Below are 20822 nucleotides of genomic sequence, written 5' to 3'. Positions count from 1 at the left end.
GATCCCCTTCTTTCCGATTAGTCTTGGCTGTCTGTATACCAGCGAATGGTTCTTCTCATTCCTTCTTCAAATGTGACGTCCTGCCGCCATCCCAGCTCATTTTTCAGCTTTGAAGCATTGATGGCGTAACGGCGGTCATGCCCTTTTCTGTCTTCGACATGAGCAAACCGTTCCTCGACACCGAGCTCCTTCATGATAAATGACGCAAGCTCTTTATTCGTCCGTTCATTTCCGCCGCCGATATTGTAAATGTCACCGAGTGTTCCTTTTTCCAGCACAAGCTTAATGGCGCGGCAATGATCTTCGGCAAACAGCCAGTCTCTGATCTGCATCCCGTCGCCGTACAGCGGAACCGGCGTGCCGTTTACGGCATGCCTGATAATGGTCGGAATCATTTTTTCGTGATGCTGGTACGGCCCGTAATTGTTGCTGCATCTTGTAATGATGGCTGGAAGCTTATGAGTTTTCACATAAGACATGACGAGCAGGTCTGAGCTTGCCTTGCTGGCGGAATACGGATTGTTCGGAGAAAGCGGCGTCGTCTCTGTAAAAGCGGGATCATCCGGCGCCAAATCTCCGTACACCTCATCTGTGGAAATGTGAATCAGCCTGCCGGCTTTTCCCTGTAACACTGCGTCGGCCAGTCGGTATGTGCCCATCACATTTGTTGTGATGAACGGCTCTGCCTGATTTATGCTTCTGTCCACATGGGATTCAGCCGCAAAATGAATGACAGCGTCATACATTTGGGAAAAGACTTTGTCAATGTCCTCTTTTTTAGAAATGTCACCTTTGATAAAACGGAAACGGCCGTTCTTTTTTAAAGCTTCTATTTCAAGCGGCCTGCTTGCATACGTGAGATTATCCAGGACGGTAATCTGCGCGTCCGTTTCTTTCAGCATCATCTTTGTGAAGGTAAGGCCGATAAATCCGGCGCCCCCTGTAATTAAATATGATTTTGTCATGATTAATGCTCCTGTTCTTTCTGTAATGCCTGATGCGCCAGGCTTCCGGCGAGGTAGAGCGATTCATGCGTGCCCGCATCCACCCACCAGCCCGTTAACACATCATACGTCAGCTCACTGTGTTCAATGTATAAATTATTGACATCCGTAATTTCCAGTTCGCCGCGTTTTGAAGGGGAAATTTGTTCAATATAAGAAAACACTTCTGCGTCGTACATGTAGATCCCTGTGACGCATAGTCTGGTCGGCGGCTGCTCCGGCTTCTCAATGATCGACTTGATCCGTTTGTTTTCCTCATCAATCTCGGCGATGCCGAAGCGCTCCGGATCGTCCACTTCTTTCAGCAGCACTTTCGCTCCTTTTCCCTGCTTTGCGAAACGCTCCGTATAAGGTTTTAAAGAATCTTCAAAAATATTATCTCCCAAAAGCAGGACAAACGGGTCGCGCCCGGTAAACCGCTTTGCGTATGATAAACCGTCGGAAATGCCGGATGCGGCTGGCTGAACCTGATATGTGATTGAGACGCCGAGTTCTTCTCCGGTTTCGAGAAGTTTATGAAATTGCGGAATATATTCTTTTTGCGTAATCAGCAAGATATCCGTAATCCCCGCTTCTTCCAGCTTCATGATCGACCAGTAAATCATCGGATATGGACCGACAGGGAGTAAATGCTTATTGACCGCTTTTGTCAGCGGCATAAGGCGTGAGCCGGTGCCTCCGGCTAAGATAACACCTTTCACATGAACACTTCCTTACGTGTGGTTTTATCACAAATCATAAAGAATCGCCGCCGCCCGTTTGATGCCCCTGCCGTCAACCAGCGGCTTTCCGTTTTGATGAAGTCCGGACCGCATCGGATAATCAGCGGCCATGTCAGACATATGCCGTGCGAGAACGTCCGCTGATATGCATTCACCAAGGCCGAGATGAACGGCGGCCCCCCGTGCGGCGAATTTTTCCGCCGTCTCAGTTTGATGCTCCACTTGAGAAAGAACGATGCAGGGCACACCCGTACAAATGGTCTCATATAAAGTGATCCCGCCGGACACGACGGCCATATCAGCCCTCGAAAGAAGCGCGGCCATGTCATTTGTCTGCCTTACCATCTCGGCATAAGGCATTTGTGTAAGATGCGCGCGCACGTCATCAGCATGAGGCGCGGCGCCGCCCATGACGATGATCACTCGTTTTCGCTGAATATCGGGGATGCGGCGGCATGCTTCCATCACTTTAAAGACAAGCTTCTTCGGGTCGCTTCCTCCTAATGAAACCAATATGGTCCGGCATTCTTTTCTCAGCTGATAGAGCTGCTTTGCTTTTTCAAAACCCGGATGAAGAATGATATATTCCGGGCCTTCATATACAACGGCGCCGCCCATTTGAACCGTCCGGCTTTTCAGCCCTCCGTAAATGCCGTTTATAACGGCATCGCATAAATGAATGACATGTTCCCGTTTTTCTTCAAATAAAACGATACGTGCCGATGAATGCTTTTTGATTTCCTCTAACCAGTCACACGGCATATCGAGCAGATCGAATATGAGAAGGTCAGGAGCCTGCCTGTTTATTTCCCGGACAATAAATTCCTTCTGTCCCTTGACAGGCTTGATGATCACTTCCCATTGATCAGATGACAGATAAGAAAAAGCCTCTTTATTTGTGTAGAACGTTATTGAGCAATTGTTCTTAATGGCACCGGCAAGCAGCTTCATCCGGACCGCGTGCCCCATGCCGATGTCACGGCCCCCGTCCGCGAAAATCAAAACCCGCATGCTAATCAGCCTCTTTTTGCCGGATCATTTGATTAATGGCCCTGAGCTCCGGATCACTATTCAGCAGATGGATCAATTCTCTTGCCGGAATATCAGGACGCGAGCCCGCTTTTACGTACAGCTCGCGGGCCAGCCTGTAGTCCTCTTCTGTATCGACGGTCATCCGCAAGTGAGGAGCCCGGAGTTCCTGCGGGGGCTCAGGAAAGAGAAGCCGGTACTTCTCAGCAGATTCTCTTATTAAAAGCGTGACATGCTCCTGATATTTGTCCGCCAGCGTTTTGTCGGCATTGATCTCCGTTAAAAGGCGCGCGTTTACCGCCTCGCCGCCGATGCCGAGCGGTGTACCGCAGATATACGTGTAGTCTGCGTGCTGATCTAAATGCGATTGAATCAGAAAATCAAGCAGCGAAGGGTCGACAAACGGGTTATCCCCCGTCAGTCTGACTGCGATGTCCGGTTTTACTCGTTCGATGACTTGTGCAAAACGGTCAAGCACGCGCTGCTCGCTGCCGCGGTGCACACGGTAGTTCTTGCTGAGGCAGTGCGCAGACAGAATGTCGTCGGTCTTGCTGTCAGACGAGGCGACGATCAGATTATCCCGCGATTGATCATAATACTCGCTTTGCCGAACCCTTTTGACAATCATATCGAGGATCGTATACCCGCCGATCGGTTTCAGCACTTTACCGGGAAGACGCCCGCTTCCCATCCGCGCCTGAATGATAAACAAAATGTCAGTCATCATATGGGCTGCCTTTCGTCAAAAGGTCATCCCAAGTGATGCCCGTGTCGGCGGGGATATCCCTGACCGCACGCGCCCCGTCAGTTAAAAGCTCAAAATATCTCGGGTGAAGCCCCTGCGGTTTTTGGCCGGGACGAAGGACGGCAAGGTTTTCCGCCGTAAAATATTCGCCTTTTTGAATCGGCGCTGTTGAAAAAATGCCTCTGTAAGCGAACCTTCTGATATCCCCTTCAATCGGTGTCGTCGTTTTATGAGAACTTCCCGACAGCACTTCCGGCACCGGAGCGTGATGCCCCTGCCGCAGCTCCGCTTCAACTGAGCGGATCGCCGCAACCATTTCTTTTAATTCATCCGGATTGAGAGCGAAGGAGTGATCAGCACCGGGCAGGTTTTTATCGATCGTAAAATGCTTTTCAATCAGTTTCGCTCCGAGCCTGACAGCCGCGCACGGCACATCATACGGATGGGCGCTGTGATCGGAGAAACCGATCACTGCATCCGGGAATGCGGCGGCAAGCATGGGAATGACGCTCAGATTGCTGTATTCAGGCGGCGCGGGATATTTCGCCACACAATGCATGATCGCAATTTCTGTGTTCCCCTCGCCGGTAATGGTTTGATAAGCCTCCTGAATATCTGAAATATCAGCGCCCGCGGTGGAAAAAATAATCGGGGTCTTCAGCCCCGCGACATATTTCAATAACGGCAGATGATTCAGCTCGTAGGAGGCGATTTTAAAGGCTGAAGGGGAAGTCGCATACAGTAAGTCGGCAGAGCCTTCGTCACATACCGTACTTAAAAACAGCACGCCTTTTTTCTTACAATATTCAAGCAGCGGTTCGATCCACTCGGCGGGCATTTCCATGGATTGCACCAAAGAAAAAATAGAGACGTTTTTTCCCGCAGCGGTTTTGTACAAGCCCGGGTCTTTCTGATACATTTTGTCAGCCTGAAACATTTGAAACTTGACCGCGTCCGCGCCGGCCTCACTGGCCGCATCTATCAATTCAAACGCCTGGCTCAGTTTTCCGTCATGATTAATTCCGGCTTCGGCGATGATGAATACGGGCGAACCTTCGCCGATTGACTTCGTTCCGATTTTGCATGATGCCATCAGTCCGCCTCCTTCCCGGGCCACACATGATAGTAGTAATAGGACGCATCCGCTTTAAATCCCATTCTTTCATACAGGCGGATGGCTCTTACATTGTGGAGCTGCGTTCCCGCTGATACAGTCTTATGCTGAAAGCGCAATGATTGTTCAATCACGTGCGCCGCTAAATGGAATCCCGCTCCTTTTCCTTCAAAGCCCGGCTTTACCGCCATCAGATCAAGGACGAATTCATCGCCTTTAGACAGCCCCTGAACAAAGCCCACGGTCTCTCCCTTATATGTGGCGGCGAATTGTAACGAAGCTCTGCCTTCCGCGTTATTCCGCGCCCACTCTTCAAACAGGCGGTTTGCACTTTCATAGCTGAGGCGGGGATCTTGGTAATACCTGCTTTTTGTAAAGGCGTCGCGGGCCAGCCGGCTGATCGCTTCCGTGTCGCCGGGTCCGGCTTCTGTAATCTCAAATGGCGGCGTGCTGTTATAAACACGCACCGGGCTGACGAGCTTGAGCAGACTCCCTACAAAATAAGCGTTCGGAAGCTGCTGAACGACCTGCATCGCGCCGATATCTTCAGCCGGTATTTTAATAAATATAAAATCAGTGCCTGCCGCCCGCCTTGCCGCGTAAAATTCCTGAAACAGCCTTTTGAGCTGTCCGGTGCTGTTTGCGGCTGCAAGCTTCACATTGATGATATTTTTTCGGAACAATTGACTTTCCCACGAAGAGTTTTCATATAAAATCACGCCTTGAAGGCTGTTTTCCTCCAATAAACAGAGCGACGATTCATAGGCTTCCGGCTGGATGCCCTTCTGATGCAGGAAGGCATGAATCATGTCCTGAGCAAGATTTTCCCTCAGTCTGTACACCTAATCAGCCCCTTTGACGATATCCGTAACGGCTGCAATGACGTATTCAACGTCGTCATCTGTCATTGACGGATAAAGAGGGAGTGACACGGTGCGGTGATAATACGCTGCCGCGGCCGGAAAGTCAGTTTCCTTATATCCGTACGTTTTTTGATAATACGGATGGAACGGAACCGGAATAAAATGAACACTTGTGCCGATATGATATTGGTCTTTTAAAGCGGAAATCAGATCGTTCCGGCTGACCCCGGCCTCCTGCTCCTCTATTTGAAGAACATACAGATGCCATGCATGCCGTCCGTCATCACTGACATGCGGGATGGTCAGCCCTTTCATGTGTCTGAAGGCGTCCTGGTAGCGGCTCGCAATGTCGGCTCTTCTTTGCTGCATGCTGTCAATCCGTTTCAGCTGATGAAGCCCAAGCGCTGCCTGAAGATCAAACATATTCATTTTATAGCCGGGCGTTTCGACCTCGTAGTACCAGCTTCCGTTTGAAGAATAGCGGTTCCACGCGCCTTTGCTCATGCCGTGAAGGCTGAGCACCCTGATCTGATCGGCAAGCCCGTCATCGTCCGTCGTCAGCATGCCGCCTTCACCGGTTGCCAGGTTTTTTGTCGCGTAGAAGCTGAATGCCGTCGCATCACCGATTGATCCGATCATTTTCTGTTTATAAGTGGTATACACGGCATGTGCGGCATCCTCTAAGACAAATAACTGATGCTTTTCGGCAATGGCCAGAATCTCATCCATATCACACGACTGGCCGGCGAAATGAACGGGTACAATCGCCTTTGTCCGCGGGGTGACGGCCGCCTCAATGTTTTTAGGGTCCGCATTCAGCGTAAGCGGATCGATGTCAACAAACACCGGAACGGCGCCTGTGTGCACGATTGTATTGGCTGTTGAACTGAATGTCACGGCAGACGTGATGACCTCGTCGCCGGGACCGATTCCTTTCGCTTTCAGGGCCAAAAACAAAGCGGCGGTACATGAGTTCAGCGCGATCGCGTGCTTTGCCCCCGTCCAGGCGGCAAAGGCTTTTTCAAACGCCTCTACTTTCGGTCCCTTTGAAAGCCAGCCCGATTCAAGCGTATCAATAACCTCCTGAATTTCGTCCTTCCCGATCATGGGCAATGAATAAGGAAGAAAAGCTGATCTTTTTTGCACCATTTTCTTTGCGCTCCTATCTTTTTTATGAAGGGTCAACCCGTCTGAAGCTGACTCCGGTTTTTTCCTGAAGCACTTGGCATAAAGCGGCAAGCGAATCCTGAACCGGGTAGTTCGCGGCGACAAAAGCACGGCGCGCCTGTTCCGCTTTTTGATATTCCGCGGGGCTTTCGCATATCCGGATTAATTCCTGAGCAAGTGCCTGCGGGTCCTCAAAAACAAATTCTCCAAGTGAATGATAATAAGGGTATCGGCGGGTTCCCGCTGATTTTCCGATCAGCACGGGCTTTTGAAACAGCATCGCTTCAAGACCGACCGTTGATGTCTGTGTCACCGCAGCGTCAACATACGGTAGAATATCATACAGCTCCATCTCTTTTTTGATGATTTTGCCTGCTTTATATTTCCGCAGCACCTGATTGTAAGCATCCAGCTTGTTTTTGCCGATTTCCCACGGATGCGGTTTAATAATGAGCTGCATGTTCTTTTGGCCGGCAAGCTCTTCAAGCACGCCCGTATAAAATTCATCAGAAAACGGCTGCGTGGCGATCAGCACCGTCCGCTGTGACGGGAGAAAAGAAAGTTTGCGGTAAAACGTGTCTTGATCTATCGGCTCTCTTGAGAAAATCTCGTCGAAACGGGGATGCCCCGTGATGATGATTTGTTCATCCCTGCAGCCTTTTGCTTTATACCACTCCGCTTCATAAGCCCCGAATACTGCCTGATAGTCCGTAAATACGGGCAGAAACGCTTCATCTCCCATGAGCGCTCCGTGCTGCAGACAGATGCTGACGGCGTTTTTTTTCGCGGACATCAGCGCCAGCACACGGCTGTAAATATCCTCCGTCGTGCCGACTACAACGGCGGAAATCTTCTCGGCCGTAAACAAAATATCAACGGCGTCAATCGCTTCAATAAATAATGGAATGTCTTTATACAAACGTTCCTGAAATTCTCTGTTTCCGAAAGCGGGATGGCTGTGAAGCTCTTTCAAAATGGAATGGGCTTTTTCAATATAAGGGACGGGGTTCCCTTTTTGCCCCATTCCCGTCAGCTCCAATTTGCAGATAACGGGCAGCCCGTAATGGTCAGGCAGACTCCATCTGGCCAGTACCGCTGTTTTTGCCGGATCAAACTGCCGGTAGTTTCTCTCGGTGAACCGAATATGATCGAAATGCAGAATGACTTTTCCGTTTACCGGTTTCTCATCTGTTTTCTTAATGTTTTGCCTTTTTTGATCATAATATGGCTGTATACCGGCTTCAGGAATATGCTGATCAGCCGGACCGAAAAGCTCTGGGTTCTGCTCCATGCTCTCCCGAAGCGCCGGACTGATATATTGATAAAAATTACTGATCAATGTGAGCGGGATGTCTTTGTAGCGAAGTGACTGAAAAAGGTCAATATACTGCCGGTACAGCACCCAATAATTCGCTAAGTATGCCGACAAGCCCTCACCCCTTTCCAAGCTTTTTTAATGATTCCCTCAGCTCCCGGCACGTGGTCTGCTGCGGAAGGCTGTTCACAAACTCGTTTTTCTCCGCCGCGAAAAGCTGATAATGGATGGATTGATCGGTAATATAATTGATATCAAGCTCCTCAGAAATCGGGTAAAACGGATAAAAATGATTCACTCTCCAGAAGAAACGGGCGTCACCGATCCGGTAAAACGCGGGGCTTTCATCCCAATAGGAACCGAATGCCGATTTGACCTGTTCCAGCACGGAAAACCGGTGCATGACAGAACAATGGTCAATGGCGCACGGCGCGTTCCACACGATCCGTTCGGCGGGCCTGGCCGTCTCCTTCACCGTCTCTTTCCGCTGATTCAGATGATAGGTTTTGGAACTTGAATACACGACGGCTTTTTCCGGGTCTTCATCAAGCTCTTTCACCATTTTCTCAAGCCGTTCCGGCACATACGTGTTGTCGTCGGTCGCATACGTCACGTACTCGCCCTCCGCCATTTCTATTGCCTGATTAATCAAGGCGGCGTAGCGTGTTTTTTCCGTTCTTTCTTTGACGCCCGATACATCGCTTTGATAAAACCGGACGCGGTCATCCGTGAGAAAAGGACGTATTTCCGCCAATGTCGCTTCATTTGAGTTGTCATCCATAATGAACAGCTCAAAGTCCGTAAACGTCTGAGACAGAATACTTTTAATAGAGCGGGCCACATAGTCACTTTTGTTATAGCTCGTCATGATCACTGACACTTTAGGCAACTCGTCACCCCCTTTTCGCACCTGAAACTACCGCTATCATATGTTCCTTATGCGGAAGATGCGATAGGAATACAGACTATTATGTGAAAAGTCAGCATTGCGCGCACAAAAAAAACCGGCTCTGATGTCCGGACTCATTGGAGCGTATTTTCTTTTTTCGCATAAATCTTTCTGCGGGCTCATATGGTGGAATAGATAAAAACAGCAGCTTCTCTGTCGGCTGTCTGATACTTGTCAGGAGGTTTCAGCATGAAGAGGTTTTCATCAAAGGAGGAACAATATGAAACCGAAAAAGAATCAATATCAGCAAATGCAAGGGATGGGGATGGGAATGGATATGCAAGGATACCAGCCGCAGCTCGGGCCTAATCCTTATCCGCAGCCTCAGGGCGGCCAAGGATCGCAAATGATGCCGATGCAGCAGCAAATGACAATGCCGATGCAGCAAGGCCAGCAGGGCTTCGGCGGGGGGTTTCCCGGCCAGCCGCAGCAGCAGGGCCAGCAGGGCTTCGGCGGGGGGTTCCCCGGCCAGCCGCAGCAGCAGGGCGGCGGCAGCTTTCAGATTCCGTCAGGTCCATCATCGTCACAAAACGTTCCCGGCATGCTGCCGATTGAAGAGTCATACATTGAAAATATTCTGCGGTTGAACCGGGGCAAAACGGCGACGATTTATATGACATTTGAAAACAGCAAAGAATGGAATTCAAAGATTTTCCGCGGTGTGATTCAGGCGGCGGGACGTGACCATATCATCATCAGCGATCCGAAAACGGGCACCCGCTATCTGCTTCTGACCATTTACCTTGATTACATCACGTTTGATGAGGAAATCGCTTATACTTATCCGTACTCCATGTCTTCTTATTCTCCGAGATAAATCAAAAAGCCAATCGCTCACTTGACAGAGGATTGGCTTTTTTTCTTTATAAATATTTGACGGCCGCGACGATAATCATAATCCAAGAGATGATAAACGCCACGCCGCCGAGCGGTGTAATCGCGCCGAGAATAGAAATCTGCGTCACGCTCAATACGTACAGGCTTCCTGAAAACAGAACGATGCCCGCAAACATCAGCCAGCCCGCAACAGAAACACTGCCTGCGCCAGAGAGCTTTTCGGCCAAAAACGCGACAGCCAGAAGACCGAGCGCGTGATACATATGATATTGCACGCCTGTGTGCCACACCTGCAAATATTTATCGGGGATTTTCCCTTCAAGCCCATGCGCGCCGAAAGCGCCCAGCGCCACGGCCAATAAAGCGTTAATCGCACCAAGAATAATAAACACTTTCATCTATTTTTCTCCCGCCTTTTCGTTAAAGTTTCCAATTCAATCATAACCCAACATCGGCAAAATTCAACGTCCGTCATCCGATGACACGAGATTGTCGGATTTTTTCTTTTTGATAAGCTGGATTCGGTCAATCGCTATCGCCAGCAGCGTCCCGAGCACAAGGCCGTTGCTTAAGAGCGAAATCAGGATCGGGTGCATCCCTGATAACGCGCTCTCCGGCACAAACATTACGCCGACCCCCGTCAGGAGCGCCAGACCGATAATGGAGCGGATTCGTTTTTGCTCCGCTTTCTCATAAGAGTCAAACTCCGTAAAGGCAAGACCCGCCATCGTGGAGAAAACGACGAAGTTTACCGCAAAGCCGACCGGTGAGGGCAGACTCGCAAACGCATTCATAAATAGCGGGATCATACTGATGATCATGACAAATACACTTCCCAAAAGAAACGGCTTTTTCGAAGGAAGCTTCGTCGTCTCAATAAAACCGGCCGCCCCTGAAATCGGTACAGGCGCAATGCCCCCTGACAGCCCGCTCAAAAGGTGGCTGATCGAAGCCGCAAACCCTGCCGGACGCTCACGCCGCTTCCCAACGGTGCCGCCGAATTTTTTCACCGCCGCTTCTACAACCCGGATGCTCGCGAGCATGTTGACAATCAAAAGAACGGTAATGAAGAGTGACGTAATGATCAGGCCGCTGTCAAACACGGGTTTTCCAAACGGAAAAAGAGCCGGCAGCTGAATTATGCGGTCCGGTATTTGAATCGGTTTGGCTGCGCCAAAGACGGCGAATAAGATCCATCCGCCGGCAAGCGAAAGGAGAATCGCATACTGTCTTAAGAACGTAACATTCGATCGGGACATGATGAACATCGCCGCCGTCACAACCATGGCGAGCCCGAATACAAGGCCGTCGACGCTGTTTTTTAAATAGCCGATGCCCAAAAGGCCTTTCACAATCGGCTGACTCAGCTGCATGACCAACAGCAGCAGATACACACCGGTCACAACCGGCGTAAACAGCACGGCCAGCCGTTCAATCACTTTAAAAAGGCTGAACAAAAAGAAAAAGACAGCGCTTAATAACAGCGCCCCCTGCAGCGCCCGCAGCGTCTCGCCGAATGTCGCGAACACCGTGCCCGTCAGTCCGCCGTAAATCGTGTATACGCCCCACCATAAGCCTGCCGGGCTTTCATTAATCGGCAGACGATGTCCCTGGAGACATTGGATGACCGCGGCGACGCCAAGCACAAAAAATGTGCTCTGAATCAATGCGGCAGAATCGGCATGGTTCAAGTGAAATGATTGTGCGATGGCGACAGGAACTACAATCGCAGCCGCAATCATAAATGCCGTCCATTGCAAACCCCCGAGTATCAGTTTCAAGTCAATCAACCTCTCCTGTTAAAAATCGAAAATGGAATCCCCGTTTCCGTCTTCCTCACGTTCGTCTTTCGCTTTTTTCTGATATTGGTTCAGCCCGGCGCTGCCCATCATTTTTTCAAGCAGCAGCGGGTCTGTCGAAGGAGACGCTGAAGGTTTCGGCGCCGCTTTCGGAATCGGATTCTGCACAGGAGCCGGATCGGTGTGCGTCTGAGTGCCGAGCACGACATCACACAGAGAGCGGATGGCGGCCGCGTGCATTTTGACCTCCTCGGTGCGGGCCGCTGTTTTCGCCTGCCTCAGTTCTTCTTCCATCTTCTGAATCAGAGCAGAGATATGTATGTTCATGAGTAAATCCTCCAGCAGTAATTTGTCTTCTTCCTGCATTTTATCAAATTTCTGAGTGAATCGCAGAATTGAGTTTGTTATTTTTTCTGGCGGCATACCGCCCGGAACGCCAAAAAAGACGCTTCCGCCGGGCGGAAGCGCCTCAAAAAAAACGTTTATTGCGGCAGGTCGGGGATGCACCAATCGATCGGCTGCTCCCCCATTTTTTCAAGGGCGGCGTTTGTACGGGAAAACGGTCTGCTCCCGAAAAAACCGTTCCTTGCCGAAAACGGGCTCGGATGAGTCGATTCAATAATAATGTGTTTCGATGTGTCAATGCGCTCTTTTTTCATCTGCGCGTGACGCCCCCACAGGATAAAGACAATCGGTTTCTCTCTTTCATTCACCACATCAATGATGCGGTCAGTGAGCCGCTCCCATCCCTTGCCTTTGTGGGAATTGGCCTGACCGCGGCGAACCGTAAGCACTGTGTTTAACAAAAGCACTCCCTGCTTCGCCCAGCTGACGAGTGATCCGTGGTTCGGTACGGAGCAGCCGATATCGTCCTGAAGCTCTATGAAAATATTTTTCAAAGACGGCGGCTGTCTGACCCCGGGCTGAACGGAAAAACTAAGCCCGTGCGCCTGTCCTGGCCCGTGATAAGGGTCCTGTCCGAGAATGACCGCTTTTACATCCTCATAGGGCGTATAATGCAAGGCGTTAAAAATATCATGGCTGTCAGGATAAATCGTTTGGCTGCTGTATTCTTGTTTCAGCATTTCTCTCAGCTCTTGATAATACGGTTTGTCAAATTCATCTTTCAGCTGATTCCACCAGCTGTCCTTTAAAAGCTGTTTCAAACTGTCCGTCCCCCCTTATGAACTGTGCAGTCTTGAATGGACGGGCTTTCCGTCCCACACAATGTCAGTCGGCGCCTCCCGCCTCTTCATGTCCGGCTCTTCAAGAAGAACCGCGAAGTTTTTCGTCGGGAGCTCCCCAAGCCCGTGCTTTTCGCTTAACCGGTCTAAGTACCGCTTCCGTTTGCCGCCGAGATCCGCGGACTGATTGCCGCCTCCCTCAAAAAACGCATATATGACGCTCGCGCAAGGAACACGCTTCACACGGTGCTGTTTCGCGGCGCGCAAATAAAAGTCCCAGTCCCAATAATTATGGACATCCGGATCAAAATACCCTAACGTGTCATGCAGAGAACGCCTGTACATGCTGCCTGACGGAACGTACGTGGAAAAAACCCGCATATCCGCATAATCCGCCGTATAAGCGAACGGCTTTCGTGACACCGGGTATCTCGTGCCGCCCCGTTCTTCAAATGACACAATTTCCGCGTCAGAATGGACAAAATCCGCATCAGCAAGTGCAGCCGCCATTCTTTCCAAATGGCCCGGCGTAATGAAATCATCATCATCGCACAGCATGATACAATCACCCGACGCTTTTTTCACACCTGCGTTCCGCGCTTCCACATGTCCGGCATTCTGTTCTAAATCAATAATCTGAATCGGCAGATCGCTGTACAGCTGCTTCGCTTGTTCGACCGATTCCCCGGCATCATTTACGATGATGACTTCATAAGGCTTTATGGTCTGCATGGAAATCGACTCCAGCAGCTCACACAAAGCCGGAATCCGGTTATACGTGACTATGACAATTGATATATTCATGACCCGCTCCTTCTGCTTTTTTCTCATGTTCTATTAAAACATAAAGCGGCGGAGAGATCAGGGGGGATTTTTGATTTCGGCCCATTCAGAAACAAATCCAGGTCATGCCCGCCAGCAAAACGAGAATGATCAGAAGGTCTCCCCAAACAGTGCATACCGCCTTGGCATTAAGTCTGCCCGCCTCCATGGCGTTCCAAAGTTTTGATTGATAAACAGGCACCAACACCATCGCATAGCATGTGCACAAGCAGACAAAAGCCGGCGGGACAAGCGCACATCCATCCTCATGCCAATCATGAATCAGTTCCGGTATACTCACCCCGCTGTCAATGTACAAGTATAATATACCCGCCAGCGGAATGAGCGAACTGATCTGCAGCTCGAAAAGTTTCACCTTCCACTCACGCGCAAACGAAACGGCCCAAATCCATCCCAGCGCATAAAACAATAGAAGAAGCAAAATACTGAAAACAACAAAAATAGCGTCTTGCATCCCATTCAGAACCATAATAAAAAGACTCACAACGGGCAATGCAAGAACCAAGCCGCAGACGGTAAATACGGTAACGGTTATTTGGGCGCACGCGCCGTACATCCACGAACCTAATCTCATTTTAACACCCCTATATAGATTCCCTATGTATATAGTGAAAAAGATCAGGCAAGTCTCTGCCTGCCTGCGTAAAAACCTATTTTGCCGCAAAACGGAAAACATACCGTCACAACGGCGCATACTGCCGCAAAACTCGGTGTGACCGCCGAAGGAAACAGCCCAGCCGGAACCAGATTGAACAAAAAGACAAACATAAAACATAGATTCGGCACCATTGAAGCCCATACCGTCCGCTCAGCAAGCTTTTTGCCGCCAGCCCCGAACTCCTTGCCAGCTTGATAGCCGATTTGGAACCAATACAGCACATAACCGATCATAATCAGCCATACTGACACGGAAATTCCTTTCCACAGCGCGTCAACAGCGGGATGAATCCTCCACGCGTGCATCACCGTAATCATCGCCCCCATCACAAAAAGACCGCAGTTGCAGAACAGATAAAAGAACATAAAAGTCCGCGCGGGCACCGCCGAAGCTTTTTGAAAAGCAGAGATAATCTCAGACGGAGTCCCCACTTCCCGCAGAATAAGCGCCATCGCTTCGCTTTCGGTTTTGCCTTTTTCCAGATGATCACATATGGCATGATGAATATGGCTTTCGATTTCTTTTAATAATTCACGGCTTCCGGCCTTGCCTTCCAGCCCTTTTCTGATTTCCTGCACATAAAGGTCTTTATCCATTCTGCCCGCCCCGCTTCAGCATCCGGTCCATCAGAGCAGAGAACAGATTCCATTCCTTCGTCCGTTCGGCTAGAATGTTTTTTCCTTCATCGGTGATCCGGTAATATTTTCGGTCCGGCCCTTTGGTCTGCTTTTCCCAGTAAGAAGAAATATAGCTTTGGCGTTCAAGCTTATGAAGCGATGGGTACAGCGTGCCTTCCTTCATTTGCAGTTCATTCCCGCTTCTTTTCTCCATTTCTTTCACTAGTTCATACCCGTACATGGGCCGTTCATTCAGCAGCGTCAGCACCAGAATGACCGTGCTTCCCTTTACAAGCTCCCTGTTGAGCATTTATTTTCTCACCCTTACCTAGTAATCTTATGTAGGTATTGTACGCACATCCCCCGCGGCTGTCAAATCATTCCTCCAAGCCTTCCGTATTGTGATCGGGAGAAAATCTAACTATAATGAGATATAAAACACTGATGGAGGCCATTGATATGTCAATGCACAAAGCACTTACTATTGCCGGTTCTGATTCCAGCGGCGGCGCGGGAATTCAGGCCGATTTAAAAACATTTCAAGAAAAAAACGTATACGGAATGACGGCTTTGACCGTGATCGTAGCGATGGACCCGGAGAACAGCTGGGATCATCAAGTATTTCCGATCGATGCTGATACGATTCGCGCACAGCTGGCGACGATTGTTGACGGAATCGGCGTAGACGCCATGAAAACGGGAATGCTCCCTACCGTGGAGATCATAGAGCTTGCGGCGAAAACGATTAAAGAAAAACAGCTGAAGAATGTCGTTATCGATCCTGTCATGGTCTGCAAAGGAGCGAACGAAGTGCTGTATCCGGAGCATGCCGAAGCGCTTCGCACCCAATTGGCGCCTCTGGCAACCGTCATCACGCCCAACCTGTTTGAAGCAAGCCAGCTGAGCGGTATGGATGAATTAAAAACGGTGGAAGACATGAAAGAAGCGGCCAAGAAAATTCACGAACTCGGCGCGAAATATGTATTGATTACAGGCGGAGGCAAATTGAAACATGAAAAAGCGATCGACGTGCTGTATGACGGAGAAACCGCGGAAGTATTAGAAAGCGAAATGATTGATACACCTTACACGCACGGAGCCGGATGCACATTCTCCGCCGCCGTGACGGCAGAACTGGCCAAAGGCGCTGAAGTGAAGGAAGCCATCTATGCGGCGAAAGAATTTATCACCGCGGCAATCAAAGAATCCTTCCCGCTGAACCAATACATCGGACCGACTAAACATTCGGCGATGCGTCTTAGCGGAAAATAAAATAAATATCCCCCTCATGATCGAGGGGGATTATTTCATTTTTTTCGCGGATGACCGTAAAAACATCTCAATCGATTGCACAAACAGCGCATATTCCTTCATCTGTTCATATGTATGCATCAGCCGATCACTCCATTCATTGTGCGGCTCAGCCCTCTTGAGCATGCGATTCAGCTGAAGCAATACTTCTTTATATTCTTCCCGCTTATCTTCCACTTGCTCTGCGGCTTTGACAAGTAAACATTTCGGCGTCATCTTCTGATTTTTCAAAACTGAGAAAACAACTCCTTTTATTCCTGGAATCATAGTCTTTCGTTTGAAGAATAGCACAGATGGCATAGGTTTCACATAAGAAAAAAGAACGATTTTCTACAAAAGTGTCCAAATTGAGCCATTTATTTCCGTTTTTCCTACCGAAGTGACGGTTACGTCATCATTTCCCGGGAAAGGAAAATATCTGGCGCTGAAAACCTCTTCTCCATCATTCAAAAACAATTCGATCGAGGATGCATCCAGAAAGAGCTGCACGGAATCCACCTCGCTGATGGCGCAGCTTCTCTTTTCTTTTTCTTCTCCGCTGAAAGCGGTGCGCTCCAGCACAGCCAGCCCCTCTTCCTGATGAAATATAAACCGGGCCGCGCCCCGAATTGAGATTTCAAAACCGGATTCGCAAGTGATGTCTTCCAGCAGCACTTCAGCCCGGGACGCATCTTTCACCGGCAGGCTTACAGACGAGCACTCCAATTGAAGACGGCGCTTTTGCTCATCCGTGCGGCGTAATTTCATTTCCGGAAGCGGACGCTGTATGATTCTGCCGTTGGACAGTGACAGCTGTCTCGGCATCGTTAAGCAGTGAATCCAGTGATACGCATGTGTCGGATGTTTGTCCTCATGCTGATCCGGAACGCCCATCCACGCGAACAGAATTCTCCGTCCCTTATCATCTTCCAGCGTCTGCGCCGCGTAAAAATCAAATCCTCTGTCAAGCTCCGTAAATTCACCGTGCTTAAATTCTGGCGGCTCTGTATGCAGCCTGCCGAGGAAATAGCCCGCCTGGTGACTGTTATGATATTTTATCCCGTCGGCTTCAAGCCCCTGCGGACATACGAGCAGCACGTCGGTTCCGTCAAGGGAAAACAGGTCGGGACATTCCCACATATAGCCGAATGACCCGAGACCGCCGGAGTCCGCCCCCGCAATCGCACCGAGAAACGTCCAATCCGTCAAATTCTCCGATGTGAACAATACAGCGCTTCCGGTGAGCTTTTCCGTCTGCGCGCCGAGCACCATGTAATACGCTCCGTCTTTCTTCCAAACCTTCGGATCACGGAAATGAGCGGTATAGCCTTCCGGGAGACGCGCGACGACTCCTTTTTTTTCAAATACGATCCCGTCTTCGGATACGGCGAGGCATTGATACGTTTCCCGATTGCCTTCTCCGTCACGGACATTGCCTGTGTACATCAGGCAGAGCCGCCCGTCTTTTTCGATGGCGCTTCCGGAATAACAGCCGTTTTTGTCATACCACTCACCCGGCGCAAGCGCGATTTCTTCCTCTTTCCACTCAACGAAATCCTTCGTCGTCACATGCGCCCAAAATTTCGCGCCGTGCCCCGTATGAAATGGCTGCCATTGAAAAAACAAGTGATATACGCCGTTCCATTGGATCACGCCGTTCGGATCATTTAAAAGCCCGACCGGCGGCATAATATGATAGTTCTGGCGGTATGGATCTGATGCGGCTGTTTCTCCCCGCTTCTTTTTCGCTTCCTCAGCCTGCAGGCGCAGCTCTTGATCCGGTGTCCTCATTTGACGGCCTCCTTTTCTTTAGCTCCCATAATGTAAGCGGCAATAAACGCTGAGACAGAGGCGATGCCCATTCCGATCAGATAGTTTATAAGATTTCCTAAACCGAGCGGAGCCGTGATGGCAATCATCGGAATTCCGGTCAGACCGTAGGCATTGGCGGCGACACCGGTCACCACGACATAGGCTCCGCCCAGCGCTCCGCCGATCATTCCCGCGATAAACGGCTTGCGGTATCTTAGGTTCACACCGAAAATGACTGGTTCGGTTACGCCGAGAAAAGCGGAAAATGCGGCAGGCAAAGCGATTTCTTTCATTTTCGCTTTTTTCGTCAGGAAAAATACAGCCAGTCCCGCCGCGCCCTGAGCGACATTCGCCATCGACCAGATAGGAAGGATATAGTTTCTGCCCAAATCAGCGATGAGGCCGGCCTCAATCGCATGAAAGCTGTGATGCACACCGGTAAGCACAATAAGCGGATAAAGACCTCCGAAAAGCAGTCCGGCAACAATGCCCGCATGATCATACACATACGTCAGCGAGACGGTAATGCCTGATCCGATCGCCCTGCCAAGCGGACCGATTGCGATAAAGGTGATAAATCCTGTGACAATCACCGTGACAAACGGCGTGACCAATAAATCGAATGCGTGAGGCACAATTTTTCGCGTGCCCTTTTCCACTTTGCTCATAATGTAAACGGCTAACAGTACGGGGATGACCGTCCCTTGGTAGCCGAGCAGCGCAATGTCGAAGCCGAAGAGCTGCATAAAATCAGGCGGTACATCCGCAAGCCCCCACGGATTCAAAAGCGCCGGATGGATCATAATTCCCCCGAGCACGGCACCGAGAAAGGCATTACCGCCAAATTCTTTCGCCGCGCTGAACCCGATGAATACGGGCAGAAAGATAAACGCCGCGCTTGAAAACATGTCTAGAAGCTTAAACAGCGATGATTGTTCAGACACCCAGTGAAAAGCCTTCATCATGCCGAGCAGCCCCATTAAAAGTCCGCTTGCCACGATAGCCGGAATGATGGGAACGAATATGTTAGACAGTGTTTTCGCAAATCTTGCGGCCGGATTCAGCTTTTTTTTCGCTGCGTCCTGATGTGTCTCACGATCCTCCCGCTCCAAATCGGCTTCTTTTGAAAAAGCGTCATACACTTTATTCACGAGGCCGGTGCCGAATATAATCTGATATTGCCCCGAGCTGCTGAAAGCCCCTTTTACTCCTTCTGTCTCTTCAATGCCGGCCTGGCTGATCTTCTGTTCATCTTGAATGACGAGCCTGAGCCGTGTGGCGCAATGTGTCGCGCTGATGATATTTGATTTCCCTCCGATGTGTTTGATAAGCTGTTTTGCCGTTTCTTGATAATTCATTATGTATCCCCCTTTCTAAAATCAAAAAAGACCTAAAATTCGCCAACGAAAAAGGTCAGCATGATCCCTTTTTCATGTACGCAAATTTTAGGTCTTGCCTGCATTACCAGTCACAATCCCGCCGGATTCAGTTTTTTTAATGCGCTTTCATTCTATTCCATGATAGCGCTTTCGTCAATATGTTTTCAAAAAAAAAGTCTGTTTCTCGAAACAGACGCGTTATTCCGGGTTTTTTTGCAGACGCTGGACATGCAGCGTGATATAGCCGGCCTCGGATTCCGGCAGTTCCAAATCATATTCAGTTTTTAAAAACGCCGCCAGTTCAAGCGCACACCGATAAGCAAACGGATACTTTTTTTGGATGAAATAAAGCATCTCCTCGTCCATGGAATGGAGTGCTTCATTTGAATCCAACCGGCTGACCGCATACCGCAAGTGCGTGACGAGGCGCTGATAGGAAATACTGTCTTCATCCACCTTCTGTTCGAAAAAGGATTCGATCTTTTCGATCATTTCTTTGATCATGGTTGTATGCTTCATCGCCGAATACATGCTTTTGGCATCCGCCTTGGCAGTGTGGATATGAAGCGCGATATACCCCGCCTCATCATCAGGCAATGATATACCGAGGGTTTGTTTCACGTGCTCAACCGCCCAGCGGCCGATCTCATATTCTTTTTTATAAAGCGCCTTAATTTCATGAAGCAATCGGTTATGCACCTGAAGGCCGTTTTGAATCCTTTCGATCGCAAAGGATAAATGGTCCGCCAGCGCAATGTGGATGTGATCGTTCAAAGGTGCCGCAAGCTCTCCCTCCGCATGGCTGATGATATCTTCAGCCGCCTCTATATGCTCTTCGGGAAGCGTTTCTAACACTTGTTTGAACTTTTCATTTTCGTCGTGCACGACAAATATTTTTTCAATTTTATGCTTTTGAATCACATCATTTTTTCTCTTTTGAAAAGCGATTCCGGGACCCATTACGATCTTTTCCCGTCCGTCTTCTTTTATTAACGCCGCATTGTTGTTTAATACTTTGTCTATTCTCAAGAGGTTCGCTCCCGTTCATATGTTTAGTGGGATTGTACCCTCTTTTTCATATGATGTAAAGGTGCCGGACCCGCGCGCTCCCGTTTCGGCAATTCTTTGCGGACAGGCATCCATCGGTTTTTATCCAGCCTGCCGCGGGCCGATTTCGTTTCATCGGTCAAATCCGCCGATCGGACACGGCTCACAAACGAAAAAGCCCCAGCCGTCCGCTTCGCTTTCTTATGACAAGCCGCTTGGTTTCCGTACACGGCGGCTAATGGATATCTTCCGTTACCCGGCGCCATCCAATTCATCAGAAAGACCATCCACACCCGTAAAGATACTAGCAAACGTTTCATTGCAAATCATCCCTCCGCTTCTTTTTGACAGACAGCTTGTTCGCAGGCCTGTTTTTCTCTCCGCTTTAACGGAAAAGGCGGCCGATCCTTCTCCGCTAAAAACTAGCGGGTCTAGCAACCCTATGACT

At 49.7% G+C, this 20822-nt stretch carries 24 protein-coding genes; 2 read left to right on the top strand and 22 right to left on the bottom strand.

The window, feature by feature from the left end; all coding sequences use genetic code 11:
• Nucleotides 1-17: 17 nt before the first annotated feature.
• The 9 genes from rfbB to OVA33_RS06125 are packed head-to-tail and all read right to left on the bottom strand — an operon-like array spanning nucleotide 18 to nucleotide 8848.
• Nucleotides 18-965 carry a dTDP-glucose 4,6-dehydratase gene (rfbB, locus tag OVA33_RS06165; RefSeq protein ID WP_025649401.1) on the bottom strand — a complete coding sequence of 316 codons (948 nt, stop codon included), beginning with the start codon at nucleotides 963-965 and terminating at the stop codon, nucleotides 18-20.
• Between the two features lie 2 nt (nucleotides 966-967).
• Nucleotides 968-1705: a sugar phosphate nucleotidyltransferase gene (locus tag OVA33_RS06160; RefSeq protein ID WP_025649402.1), complete on the bottom strand. Its 738-nt coding sequence runs from the start codon at nucleotides 1703-1705 to the stop codon at nucleotides 968-970.
• A gap of 27 nt (nucleotides 1706-1732) precedes the next feature.
• Nucleotides 1733-2737 carry a PseG/SpsG family protein gene (locus OVA33_RS06155; protein ID WP_025649403.1) on the bottom strand — a complete coding sequence of 335 codons (1005 nt, stop codon included), beginning with the start codon at nucleotides 2735-2737 and terminating at the stop codon, nucleotides 1733-1735.
• 1 nt (nucleotide 2738) lies between these two features.
• Nucleotides 2739-3479, bottom strand: a complete 741-nt coding sequence (locus OVA33_RS06150) for a cytidylyltransferase domain-containing protein (RefSeq protein WP_164967574.1) — start codon at nucleotides 3477-3479, stop codon at nucleotides 2739-2741.
• Nucleotides 3472-4593 carry an N-acetylneuraminate synthase family protein gene (locus tag OVA33_RS06145; RefSeq protein WP_061861643.1) on the bottom strand — a complete coding sequence of 374 codons (1122 nt, stop codon included), beginning with the start codon at nucleotides 4591-4593 and terminating at the stop codon, nucleotides 3472-3474. Before OVA33_RS06145 ends, OVA33_RS06150 begins: the two co-directional genes overlap by 8 nt.
• Nucleotides 4593-5456, bottom strand: a complete 864-nt coding sequence (locus tag OVA33_RS06140) for a GNAT family N-acetyltransferase (protein WP_017418668.1) — start codon at nucleotides 5454-5456, stop codon at nucleotides 4593-4595. Before OVA33_RS06140 ends, OVA33_RS06145 begins: the two co-directional genes overlap by 1 nt.
• A complete protein-coding gene (locus OVA33_RS06135; RefSeq protein WP_063636525.1) occupies nucleotides 5457-6626 on the bottom strand; it encodes a DegT/DnrJ/EryC1/StrS family aminotransferase in 1170 nt (389 codons plus the stop codon).
• A 22-nt stretch (nucleotides 6627-6648) separates the two neighbouring features.
• Complete coding sequence (locus OVA33_RS06130; RefSeq protein WP_128974139.1) at nucleotides 6649-8073, bottom strand: capsular polysaccharide export protein, LipB/KpsS family; 1425 nt, start codon at nucleotides 8071-8073, stop codon at nucleotides 6649-6651.
• A gap of 4 nt (nucleotides 8074-8077) precedes the next feature.
• Nucleotides 8078-8848 (bottom strand): glycosyltransferase family 2 protein, encoded by a 771-nt coding sequence (locus OVA33_RS06125; protein WP_003150972.1) that lies wholly within the window; start codon nucleotides 8846-8848, stop codon nucleotides 8078-8080.
• 280 nt (nucleotides 8849-9128) lie between these two features.
• On the opposite strand from OVA33_RS06125, the gene gerQ reads away from it, so the two are divergent.
• Nucleotides 9129-9725, top strand: a complete 597-nt coding sequence (gene gerQ / locus OVA33_RS06120) for a spore coat protein GerQ (protein WP_014419171.1) — start codon at nucleotides 9129-9131, stop codon at nucleotides 9723-9725.
• Nucleotides 9726-9771: 46 nt separating this feature from the next.
• On the opposite strand, the gene OVA33_RS06115 is transcribed toward gerQ, so the two are convergent.
• The 8 genes from OVA33_RS06115 to OVA33_RS06080 form a co-directional block, all read right to left on the bottom strand.
• Nucleotides 9772-10143, bottom strand: a complete 372-nt coding sequence (locus tag OVA33_RS06115; RefSeq protein ID WP_003150969.1) for a DUF423 domain-containing protein — start codon at nucleotides 10141-10143, stop codon at nucleotides 9772-9774.
• Nucleotides 10144-10206: 63 nt separating this feature from the next.
• Nucleotides 10207-11526: a purine/pyrimidine permease gene (locus OVA33_RS06110; RefSeq protein ID WP_029972904.1), complete on the bottom strand. Its 1320-nt coding sequence runs from the start codon at nucleotides 11524-11526 to the stop codon at nucleotides 10207-10209.
• Nucleotides 11527-11544: 18 nt separating this feature from the next.
• A complete protein-coding gene (locus OVA33_RS06105; protein ID WP_025649406.1) occupies nucleotides 11545-11967 on the bottom strand; it encodes a YwdI family protein in 423 nt (140 codons plus the stop codon).
• Between the two features lie 59 nt (nucleotides 11968-12026).
• Nucleotides 12027-12710, bottom strand: a complete 684-nt coding sequence (locus OVA33_RS06100; protein WP_012118732.1) for a uracil-DNA glycosylase — start codon at nucleotides 12708-12710, stop codon at nucleotides 12027-12029.
• Between the two features lie 15 nt (nucleotides 12711-12725).
• Nucleotides 12726-13532, bottom strand: coding sequence for a glycosyltransferase family 2 protein (locus tag OVA33_RS06095; RefSeq protein WP_007407698.1), 807 nt, complete (start codon nucleotides 13530-13532; stop codon nucleotides 12726-12728).
• An 85-nt stretch (nucleotides 13533-13617) separates the two neighbouring features.
• Nucleotides 13618-14145 (bottom strand): hypothetical protein, encoded by a 528-nt coding sequence (locus OVA33_RS06090; RefSeq protein WP_017418661.1) that lies wholly within the window; start codon nucleotides 14143-14145, stop codon nucleotides 13618-13620.
• Nucleotides 14146-14189: 44 nt separating this feature from the next.
• Nucleotides 14190-14825: a permease prefix domain 1-containing protein gene (locus tag OVA33_RS06085; protein WP_017418660.1), complete on the bottom strand. Its 636-nt coding sequence runs from the start codon at nucleotides 14823-14825 to the stop codon at nucleotides 14190-14192.
• Entirely contained in the window at nucleotides 14818-15156 is a 339-nt protein-coding gene (locus tag OVA33_RS06080) for a PadR family transcriptional regulator (RefSeq protein ID WP_003150960.1), read from the bottom strand. The genes OVA33_RS06085 and OVA33_RS06080 overlap by 8 nt, the downstream gene beginning before the upstream one ends.
• Before the next feature lie 149 nt (nucleotides 15157-15305).
• Here OVA33_RS06080 and OVA33_RS06075 point away from each other — a divergent pair, with 149 nt between their 5' ends.
• A complete protein-coding gene (locus OVA33_RS06075) occupies nucleotides 15306-16118 on the top strand; it encodes a bifunctional hydroxymethylpyrimidine kinase/phosphomethylpyrimidine kinase (protein WP_003150959.1) in 813 nt (270 codons plus the stop codon).
• A gap of 30 nt (nucleotides 16119-16148) precedes the next feature.
• Here the strand turns inward: OVA33_RS06075 and OVA33_RS06070 are convergent, their stop codons facing one another.
• From OVA33_RS06070 to OVA33_RS06050, 5 genes are all read right to left on the bottom strand, one after another.
• Nucleotides 16149-16424 (bottom strand): hypothetical protein, encoded by a 276-nt coding sequence (locus OVA33_RS06070; protein ID WP_042635591.1) that lies wholly within the window; start codon nucleotides 16422-16424, stop codon nucleotides 16149-16151.
• Nucleotides 16425-16487: 63 nt separating this feature from the next.
• The gene (locus tag OVA33_RS06065; protein ID WP_063636527.1) at nucleotides 16488-17927 is read right to left on the bottom strand and encodes a sucrose-6-phosphate hydrolase; all 1440 of its coding nucleotides are present in this window, start codon (nucleotides 17925-17927) and stop codon (nucleotides 16488-16490) included.
• On the bottom strand, nucleotides 17924-19306 hold the full coding sequence (locus tag OVA33_RS06060) for a sucrose-specific PTS transporter subunit IIBC (RefSeq protein WP_014419178.1): 1383 nt from the start codon (nucleotides 19304-19306) through the stop codon (nucleotides 17924-17926). The genes OVA33_RS06065 and OVA33_RS06060 overlap by 4 nt, the downstream gene beginning before the upstream one ends.
• 219 nt (nucleotides 19307-19525) lie before the next feature.
• Nucleotides 19526-20356 carry a PRD domain-containing protein gene (locus OVA33_RS06055; protein WP_014419179.1) on the bottom strand — a complete coding sequence of 277 codons (831 nt, stop codon included), beginning with the start codon at nucleotides 20354-20356 and terminating at the stop codon, nucleotides 19526-19528.
• Between the two features lie 23 nt (nucleotides 20357-20379).
• Complete coding sequence (locus OVA33_RS06050) at nucleotides 20380-20694, bottom strand: hypothetical protein (protein WP_017418658.1); 315 nt, start codon at nucleotides 20692-20694, stop codon at nucleotides 20380-20382.
• Nucleotides 20695-20822 lie beyond the last annotated feature (128 nt).

The sequence above is a fragment of the Bacillus sp. KICET-1 genome, assembly GCF_027721405.1.
In the GTDB taxonomy this organism is placed as follows: Bacteria; Bacillota; Bacilli; order Bacillales; family Bacillaceae; genus Bacillus; species Bacillus velezensis.
Note: the sequence above shows the minus strand (reverse complement) of the source record. Positions and strands in the feature narration are given on the sequence as shown.

Coding starts and splice junctions, on each gene's coding strand:
- rfbB (WP_025649401.1), bottom strand. CDS start 965: ATGACAAAATCATATTTAATTACAGGGGGCGCCGGATTTATCGGCCTT.
- OVA33_RS06155 (WP_025649403.1), bottom strand. CDS start 2,737: ATGCGGGTTTTGATTTTCGCGGACGGGGGCCGTGACATCGGCATGGGG.
- OVA33_RS06150 (WP_164967574.1), bottom strand. CDS start 3,479: ATGACTGACATTTTGTTTATCATTCAGGCGCGGATGGGAAGCGGGCGT.
- OVA33_RS06145 (WP_061861643.1), bottom strand. CDS start 4,593: ATGGCATCATGCAAAATCGGAACGAAGTCAATCGGCGAAGGTTCGCCC.
- OVA33_RS06135 (WP_063636525.1), bottom strand. CDS start 6,626: ATGGTGCAAAAAAGATCAGCTTTTCTTCCTTATTCATTGCCCATGATC.
- gerQ (WP_014419171.1), top strand. CDS start 9,129: ATGAAACCGAAAAAGAATCAATATCAGCAAATGCAAGGGATGGGGATG.
- OVA33_RS06115 (WP_003150969.1), bottom strand. CDS start 10,143: ATGAAAGTGTTTATTATTCTTGGTGCGATTAACGCTTTATTGGCCGTG.
- OVA33_RS06105 (WP_025649406.1), bottom strand. CDS start 11,967: ATGCCGCCAGAAAAAATAACAAACTCAATTCTGCGATTCACTCAGAAA.
- OVA33_RS06095 (WP_007407698.1), bottom strand. CDS start 13,532: ATGAATATATCAATTGTCATAGTCACGTATAACCGGATTCCGGCTTTG.
- OVA33_RS06090 (WP_017418661.1), bottom strand. CDS start 14,145: ATGAGATTAGGTTCGTGGATGTACGGCGCGTGCGCCCAAATAACCGTT.
- OVA33_RS06085 (WP_017418660.1), bottom strand. CDS start 14,825: ATGGATAAAGACCTTTATGTGCAGGAAATCAGAAAAGGGCTGGAAGGC.
- OVA33_RS06080 (WP_003150960.1), bottom strand. CDS start 15,156: ATGCTCAACAGGGAGCTTGTAAAGGGAAGCACGGTCATTCTGGTGCTG.
- OVA33_RS06075 (WP_003150959.1), top strand. CDS start 15,306: ATGTCAATGCACAAAGCACTTACTATTGCCGGTTCTGATTCCAGCGGC.
- OVA33_RS06070 (WP_042635591.1), bottom strand. CDS start 16,424: ATGATTCCAGGAATAAAAGGAGTTGTTTTCTCAGTTTTGAAAAATCAG.
- OVA33_RS06065 (WP_063636527.1), bottom strand. CDS start 17,927: ATGAGGACACCGGATCAAGAGCTGCGCCTGCAGGCTGAGGAAGCGAAA.
- OVA33_RS06060 (WP_014419178.1), bottom strand. CDS start 19,306: ATGAATTATCAAGAAACGGCAAAACAGCTTATCAAACACATCGGAGGG.
- OVA33_RS06050 (WP_017418658.1), bottom strand. CDS start 20,694: ATGAAACGTTTGCTAGTATCTTTACGGGTGTGGATGGTCTTTCTGATG.